At 54.9% G+C, this 8413-nt stretch carries 7 protein-coding genes and 1 tRNA gene; all 8 read left to right on the top strand.

Going from position 1 to position 8413, the window contains the following annotated elements:
- A partial coding sequence (locus ABYT07_RS17095; protein WP_372993245.1) for a proton-conducting transporter membrane subunit occupies positions 1 to 727 on the top strand: 727 nt, incomplete at its 5' end.
- A gap of 1 nt (position 728) precedes the next feature.
- Positions 729 to 1220 carry a Na+/H+ antiporter subunit E gene (locus ABYT07_RS17090; RefSeq protein ID WP_372993244.1) on the top strand — a complete coding sequence of 164 codons (492 nt, stop codon included), beginning with the start codon at positions 729 to 731 and terminating at the stop codon, positions 1218 to 1220.
- Positions 1217 to 1486 (top strand): K+/H+ antiporter subunit F, encoded by a 270-nt coding sequence (locus ABYT07_RS17085; protein ID WP_372993243.1) that lies wholly within the window; start codon positions 1217 to 1219, stop codon positions 1484 to 1486. The genes ABYT07_RS17090 and ABYT07_RS17085 overlap by 4 nt, the downstream gene beginning before the upstream one ends.
- Complete coding sequence (locus ABYT07_RS17080; protein WP_372993242.1) at positions 1479 to 1838, top strand: Na+/H+ antiporter subunit G; 360 nt, start codon at positions 1479 to 1481, stop codon at positions 1836 to 1838. Before ABYT07_RS17085 ends, ABYT07_RS17080 begins: the two co-directional genes overlap by 8 nt.
- 164 nt (positions 1839 to 2002) lie before the next feature.
- Positions 2003 to 2079: transfer RNA gene (locus tag ABYT07_RS17075), tRNA-Asp, on the top strand.
- A 233-nt stretch (positions 2080 to 2312) separates the two neighbouring features.
- Positions 2313 to 2801 carry a hypothetical protein gene (locus tag ABYT07_RS17070; RefSeq protein ID WP_372993241.1) on the top strand — a complete coding sequence of 163 codons (489 nt, stop codon included), beginning with the start codon at positions 2313 to 2315 and terminating at the stop codon, positions 2799 to 2801.
- 54 nt (positions 2802 to 2855) lie between these two features.
- Entirely contained in the window at positions 2856 to 5633 is a 2778-nt protein-coding gene (locus tag ABYT07_RS17065) for a hypothetical protein (RefSeq protein ID WP_372993240.1), read from the top strand.
- A 24-nt stretch (positions 5634 to 5657) separates the two neighbouring features.
- A partial coding sequence (locus tag ABYT07_RS17060; RefSeq protein ID WP_372993239.1) for a hypothetical protein occupies positions 5658 to 8413 on the top strand: 2756 nt, incomplete at its 3' end.

Raw genomic sequence — 8413 nt, 5'->3', positions numbered from 1 at the left:
GTCGATGGGGATGCTGCTGGCGTCGGTGGCGGTGTTTACGCAAGCGGGCATTAGCGCTGCGTTATATTATGCGATCCATTCGACCTTTGCGGCAGCCGCGCTGTTCTTGTTGGTCGATGTGATCCGCGCGCGTCGTGGTGCAGCATCGGTCAGCTTTGCCGATGCGCCGCCGATGCAGGGCGGGGCGCTGGTGGCGGGCTTGTTCTTTGTTGCGGCCATCGCCATGACCGGTCTGCCACCTTTGTCAGGGTTTGTCGGCAAATTGTTGATCCTGGATGCGGCGCGCAGTTCTGACCTGATGTGGTGGGTCTGGGGCGCGATCCTTGTGGGGTCGTTGATTGCAGTTGTCGGATTTTCGCGCGCGGGCAGTGTTGTGTTTTGGAAAGCGCATCAGGCGCGCGACCAAGATATCGCCCCCGAGACACCCGAGCCCGAGCCATCGACCGCGTTGGCAATGGTTTCGATCGGGGGATTGCTGGCGGTGCTGATCGCCCTTACCGTAGCGGCGGGGCCTGTTACACGGGTTCTGTCTGCAACATCGGCGCAGCTGTTCAATCCTGCACCCTATATTGATGTGGTGCTGACGACGCCGGGCAAGAAGATCAAATCTGATTATGACGCAGCCAACCAGCCCAAAGAGACAGTCGCGACCGGGCAGGGTGCCGCTGAAAGTCACGACAGTAAGGCCGGCGACGATGCCCACGGCTCAACGGTAAAGGATAACTGATATGTTTTCACGTCTGTTGCCCCACCCGCTGCTGACCGTCCTGTTGGCGGTGGTCTGGTGCCTTTTGGTCAATGAGATCAAGCTGGGCACCATCGTTTTCGGCCTGATACTTGGCCTGCTGATCCCGATCGCGACGGCAGCCTATTGGCCAGATCGACCCATTTTCAGCCGACCCTGGAAAATGATCAGCTACATGGGCTTGGTGCTGTGGGACATACTTGTGGCCAATGTGATCGTGGCAATGATCGTTTTGTTCAAAAGCAACAAGGCCATGCGCCCACAATGGGTTGTTATCCCTCTCGATCTGCGCACACCCGAGGCGATTACGATGTTGGCCGGGACAATTACGCTGACACCGGGGACTGTCTCGGCCGACCTGTCTGATGACGGCAGGGTCTTGCTGGTCCATGCCCTTGACGCCGCAGACCCCGACGCCGTGCGCGACGACATCAAACAGCGCTATGAGCGTCGGATAAAGGAGATTTTCGAATGATCCTGATGGCTTTGAACCTTGCCTTTGTGGCGGTGGCACTGTCGCAACTGCTGGCTATGCTGCGGTTGGTCAAAGGCCCGAACACCGGTGACCGGATTCTTGCGCTGGACACGATGGTGATCAATGCGATTGCGCTGATCATTCTGCTGGGCATGCGCCTTGGCACACAGATCTATTTTGAAAGCGCGATGATCATCGCGATGTTGGGTTTTGTTTCCACTGTCGCCATCGCGCGCTTTGTCTTGAGGGGTGATATCATTGAGTGAACTGGGAATAATCAGCGAAATCATCATATCGGCCCTACTGGTGATCGGTGCCTTTTTCATATTGGTAGGCTCGATCGGGTTGATGAAGCTCGATAACTCCATGTCGCGCCTGCACGCACCAACCAAGGCGTCAACGCTGGGGGTCGGATCGCTTTTGTTGGCGTCAATCGTCTATGCGTTTGCTGCTGGGGATGGGTCGCTTCATGAAATTCTGGTGATGGCGTTTCTTTTCGTAACGGCACCCATATCGTGCAATTTCATCGCCAAAGCCAACATGCACCGGTTGCGCGGCAAACCCGATCTGCCGCCGCCTCCGCCAGACCACGTCTGGAGCACATATTCCGAGAAATAACCGAAAGCCCGTGCCGCAATGCGCGGGCTTTTTTCTGGCGGGGGGGGCGTTTTTGAAAAATATTTGCAAATCAGCGAAAACAGGTCAAAACCCCGCTTGACGGGGGCAATGCCAGACCCTATTACCGCCCAACGCTTTGAAGTTTACGACAAAGCATGCACTGCGCGGTTGTAGCTCAGCTGGTTAGAGTACCGGCCTGTCACGCCGGGGGTCGCGGGTTCGAGCCCCGTCAACCGCGCCACTTGCATCTTATATTTACGCCTTCTTGAATAACCCAACGTTTTCTGTCCAGACTTCTGGGTCGGGGCGTTCGCGTGCTTCCATGTTTTGGCGCAATGAAAAATCCGCATAAGACATTTGACCTGAGCCGTCTCAGCGCCGTAGACTAAAAACAAGCGCAATACCGCCAGATTTTCAAAGCCATGGTTATTATCCGTGGCGAATTTAAGATAATCGAGCAGAGAAGGTAATGACTTGGCCGATAGTAATCTTTCCGATACCCAAATTAATTTTATTGAGCAGTTTCTTAAGGTTAAAGTAGTCGCGACGGCAGACGATCCGGCAGAATTTGTGCTGGATGGTGAATACGTTCCCGATAATCCTGCGGATGTTTGGCTTGATGCGAAGGGGCAGGTTGACGCCACCCTATCGCCCTTGATGTCCGAGCTGGCCAAATCCGATGACCCGAACCTGACGCGGATTGCGCGTTTTGGTCTGAACGGGGTCACAAAAGGCAACAATACTGCCCTGATGGCCGCAATCCTTGTCTTTAACAGTTCGGCTGGTGCGGCGCGGGCTGGTAGCGCAAAGGCGCTTGGCAAGGAAATTGACACCTATTCGGAATTTCTGGGGTCCGACCCGATTGTTGCTTTGTGCGAAAACAATCCTTTCGGCCATTCGATGGCGATCCGAGCCCCTTTAATCAAGGCGCTCAACACCATGAAAACGATGATTGCCGCCTAAACGCCGACCTTGCGGGGTCGACGGTCTAGTCCGCCAGACAAAGAAAGCATCAAGATGCCAGAAGATAACGATACGCTGGACGTTACGCCGACCACTGTCCAAGGATGGATCGAAAAATTTAACAAGGTCAAAGGCTGGAAGCCGCTAAAGCCGCCGTCATCGGACAAAGATTTGATGGCGACCCCGCTGAACCGGTTTGCGGAGGCGCATGCCAAGGCCAATTCGGATGCGTTGGAGGCCAATAGTGCCAAGCTGCAGGCGCAATCGAAAATGGACGCATTGCAACAGGCGGTGGATGCGCAGGATGATCCTGCCGAGAAAGAGCGCGCCGAAGCCGCGTTGGAAACAGCCAAAGACGCCTATGAAGCAGCCAAGGCCGCCGATAAGACCGCGCGGGATGTTCGAAACAAGATGGCGACGAAACTGGTCACCTTGACCGAGGTCGAGAAAGATCTTGATAAGGATCTCATGGATGCCAGCAGGCGTGTCGCCGCGTTGCAGGATCAACTGGAACAACAGGCCGGTGATCCATTTGCACAGGTTCCCAAAGAGCAACGGGAAAGCGACTTTAAGCTGGTTGAAGCCATGCGCAATATGGTTGCCGGCAACATCGAAAGGGTTCGCGGCGAAGTCTTTAGCATGGTCAAGATCGTGGACGGGGCCAAGATAGAGCGATCTTATGCCGCGATTTGCCCCGAGGAATATAAAATCCTCCATGCGATGCTGGATGAGGCAATGCTGATCTATCTGACCGGCGATGTGGACGCGGCCAAAGCCAAGATCACTGCCACCACCGATCAGTTGAATGTGTTCCGCAGTGCGCGCACCGGTGCCACCATCATCGAAAATCAAGAGGATGCTTTTGACAGCCGCCTCACGTTGCCGATGGGTGCAATCGATGGGCAGTTGTCTTGGCTGCGGACGGTCGGGTTCACCCCCTGTGCAGACGATAAGAAACACAGCCTGGAAGCGTTGCGTGCGCTGATCGAAGAGACCCAAAGAAACACCCCCGAAAAGGTGTTCGACTTTCATAAAGACGCTGTCGCAGAACTGGTTCAGGAGGTTGAGCTCGAGGTCGAAGACGCTAAATTTTGTGTTGAAACGACGAAAAGAATTCTCAAGCAGATCGCGACGCTTAGGGCGATGGACGCCCCTGTTACCGCAGACCTGCTAAGTGCTGAGCTGGACGCGGTGGAAAACCCGACCTTCATGCAAATACGCCGGACGGGGCTTGACCGGCTTGAGATGAAATGGATGACAGAGATTGGAAATCTGAAAAAGTTGCAAGCCACACAAGAGCAAATCAACGTCGAGAGACTGAATACGCAGCTAGAAGACCTTCAGGCAAAATACGACGACATGTTCAAAACAAGCGGTTTGTTCAAGGGCAATCGAAAGGATAAGAAAGTCCCGAAAGAAGCGCTCGATGAGCTGGAAATGAAGCTGTTGGCGGCGCGGCAGCTGCTCGAGACTGACTCAGTGGATGCGCTCAAACTTGCCAAGGAATATCTTGACGACCTCGAAAGTTTCGAAACCTCGTTGTCGGATAATTCGGTCAGTTTTGACTATGTCATTATCCGGCTGGGATTGGTGAACAAAAAGCTGGATCGCCTCAAGACCAAATACGCCGCCTACGAGGCCGTTCGCACGGTTGATCTGGCCGCGCGGGTCAAAAAATTCGAAGAAACCTATGCGTCAAAGAATCCGGTGAAATCCCATCTTGAGATCGCAGAGCTGTACGATGAGGCTGTCTTGGTCAAGGATGACGCGCGTGCCTGTCATGCGGCGTATAAAGAATGTGAAAAACTTGCCAAAACAGTCACTTCCGAGATTAAGTCCCTGTCCAAATCAATGGCGGACAGCAAGATCGGTGATGTCGAGATTTCCGGTTATTACGGAAAATATGTGGATGATCTGGCCGAGGCACAGCGCGTTGCCGACGAGCGTGACAAGGCGTCGTTGAGCCGGGCCAATACTCTGTTGATCCAACTGGTGTCAGACATTCAGGACACCACCGCCGTCGCGTTGAAACGCTGGGCCAAAGGGTCCAGAGACGCGCTGAACGGGAGTGAGCTTGCCGTATGGACGGCGTTGAAAACTGATTGCGTATCGGGGCAGGAAAAGGAAAATTCCCGCGAAGAGAACAAGAAGATTTTCGATACCGAAAGGGATGCTCTTAAGCCCAAGTTCCAAAAGCTGATTGAGGCTTTTTCAAAACTTAATCTCGATACCAGCGAACTGGATGTGGCGTTGACAGAAATCGACGGTCTGAAAGCCACGACCAAAGTGTCGGGTGATTATGAAGCCGCGATTGAACGCCTCAAAGAACTGAAGGCCGATCTAGAACGCCACAGCAAGACCGCCGTCGAGATCAAAGCATTGTCGAAACTGGATGCCGCAGCCGCAACCGCGGCATGCGCTGATAAATTGCGCGGTTTCGTGTCCGCCGTCAAAGGCTTTGACAAGGTTATTGAAAAGGTCGGTGACGTCGGCGAACTGGTTGCAACGGGCAGTGGTGATGCCATCACAGAGTCGGATGTAAAAACCTATCTGGATACCGTGGCGGGCCTGCTGCGCGATGCAGATATCAAGAAATTGGAAGACAACGGCAAGCTGCTGCAAAAGGCGATCGACACCACCGGAAGCGACCCGCGTCCCCCCCGCGAGGCCGCGCTGAGCGCGCTGCGCACCCTGACCGGTGCCTTGCAGGCAAACGCACCGCTTGCGCATTTCCGCAACCAACCCTTCACCAGCGGCACCCCCGAACTGGATATCGCAGTGCAGGCGTTGTCGCGTCTTGAAGTCAAGCTTTTGACGGCAATTCCGAAGTAAGCAATTTTCTGGGAGATCAAAGTTATGTCGGGATTTACAGAGACGCAGATCGGATGGCTTCAGACGGCTGTTGGAAAAAGCGGTGAATTCGCCAATGCGATGCAGCACGAGCAAGAAAAGAGCGAGGCGCTGGAACAGCTTTTGGGGGATGTTGGCCAATTGGGCAGCGATCTGGTTGCGGCGCAGGATTTCTCTGTCGAGTGGACAGAGAAACAGCGCAAGCACTTCTGGAGCCAGGCGAAAACCGAAACCCGCGTGGTGCAATCCATGGCTTGGGCCGACGGCGATCGCGACAGTGAAATCGACACGCGCCATGACATGCGCCAAACCTACGACGTCGAGACAGGCGAGGGGACCCGGATGCAGGTCGACCCCGAAAAAGCCCGCGCCGTGCAGAAAATGCATGAGAAACTGGTTGAGATTCAGACCAAAATGGAAGAGGCGACCGACAGCGACGGCAATCCCCTGTTTACCGCGCGCGATATCGAACGTGAACTTTGGTCACCGTTGATCAAAGCCAATATTCTGCCCTCCAACGCGGTTGCGGATAAATACAGTCAGGAAGCGCAGGTTTTTAACGGGGCTTGTGAAATCTACGGCGAAAAGCTCAAGGAACACACCAAGACCGCATCGAAGCATGAGAAACTGAAACGCGGTCTGTCGATTGCAAAGGATACGGTAAGTCTGCTGGGCACAACCGCATCGCAAGCCATCGCGATCGGCAATTTCGAAGGCGCGTCAATGTCGCAGGCGGAAAAGAACGAGATGGCGGATCTAGCGGCGCAGGAAAAAGCGGGTACCCTACCACCCGAGAATGAAGCAACGCTTGAGGAGCTAAAGGCGCAGTCCGAGATCGCGAAACGCGCCAAGCAGCAACAAGCATATACCACGCTGGCGTTCGGGCTGGCGAACGGTGCCTTCGATCTGGCCGACAAGGCATTGGATAAACCCGACGAAAAGCGGAACTGGAAGATCGCCGAAATGGCGTTCGAGGTCGTGGCGAAAGCGGCGATTGATTCCATCTCTGCCGATCAGGCAGAACGTGCGGTGAACGACAAGGACACCGCCAACTCGCAAAACTATAAGGCGGCCACCAATTCGGCGAAAAAGCTGGTTTCCTATTCGCTTGCCGGATCCAAGGTGGTGTTCCGGTTCAAGGAAATGCTTGATACGCTTCCCAATGACCCTACCAGCATCGCCAAATCGCTGACCGTGACCGTTGCGGATGCTGTCGGCAATGCCTTTGCCGCTTTCGATGTGCCAGCGGGCAATGATGCGAATGGTGATCCGGTTCCGGGAACCAACGGACAATGGGCAAAAGTCGGGGCCTATGTCTCGGCCGGGATAGTTGGCGCGGCAAACGCTGCACAAATTGCAAAATTGGTGAAAGACGCGCATGCGACTGGCAAGGACATCAACGGCAAGGCGTTGATGGGTGCCATCGGGCTGAATGTGGTCGAGGCGATCATGATTGGCACTTATGAACCTGCCTCAAGCGGGGTGCGCGAAACCGTCGGTGCCGACGTCCATTCAACATCACCGACGCAAGAAACCGAAAAAATGAAGGCCCTTCGCGAGGCTGGGACAGATAGTGACCTGAACGCGATGACCGCTGCGTTGAAGGGGGCCAACGGGCTGTTTGATGCTTTCCCCGTCGCCCACGCCGTGGATTCAGAAAAATTGCAGGCCAAACTCGCGCTCGCCAATGCCGAACAAGAGGAAAAAGCCCGTGAGGCAGAATTCAAGGATTATGAAAAGCGCATCAAATCCGACCCTGCTTTCAAGGCAGCCCTAGAGGCGGATATCGCCAAGGAAACCGCAGAGCGTCAGGAAGCGTTAATGGCACTGATCGCGGATGCGACACCAACGCCAGAAGATCTTGCTGATCAGGCCAAAGCCAAAAAGGCGATGGACGCGATGGACAAGCTGATCGCCGAGGCCGAAGCGGTCAAGACAAAGTGGGCGGTGATCGACCAACTTACCTCTGGCGGTGTCGGTCTGCTGGTCAAGTTTCTGCCCGGCGCAAGCATTGCCGGTGCCATCCGCCAATTGGCATTTGATGTGGCTTATCTGGTCAAAAAATCAGAAGAGCTGAACTTGTGGATGAAAAACACCGCGCTGACCTATGGCAACGATTCCGTTTATGGCCCCGCGATCACCAGCCGTCTGGCCAACGCCACAATCCAGGTCAGCCAGAAAACCCTGAACACATTGTTTTCCTTGACCGGCGTCGTCATGGAGAGCCTGCGCCTTGCCGATATTACCGGCGCTGCGACTGCCGGGTCGATTGCCAATACCATGGCCCGTGCGCTGTCTGACTATGGCTACAAGATGCAAAAAGAGGCCGAGATTTCAAAAGGCTGGGGTCTGTATAAAAAGGCGCGACTGCCGGAAAACCAAGGCGACCGAAAGCTGGCGCGCAAGGCAATGCGCTGGAATTCAACCTTGTCCAAATGCGTGTTGGCGTACGGGATTGTCAAAGACGGTGACCCCGTGGCCAAAGAAGTCGCGCGCAATTGTGGCCTTACCCCTGAAATACTACAGGACGATAGCGAGGTCTGCCAAAAGGTCGTTAAATATTTCATGAGCATCTACAGTGATGATCCTGTCGTTTTGCACCGCATCCCGATCTCGAAGGACTGGCACCCGGGCACGCCCGAATTGTCGATGACCAGCTGGATACGGTTCAAGGCTGCGGCCAGTACCAAGGCAGTGCCGCGCATGGCACCCGCTTCCGCGAAAACCCCCGCTCTGGACAAGCATTTCGCCAAGCTGACGGC

This window comes from Sulfitobacter sp., assembly GCF_041552635.1.
In the GTDB taxonomy this organism is placed as follows: Bacteria; Pseudomonadota; Alphaproteobacteria; order Rhodobacterales; family Rhodobacteraceae; genus Sulfitobacter.
Note: the sequence above shows the minus strand (reverse complement) of the source record. Positions and strands in the feature narration are given on the sequence as shown.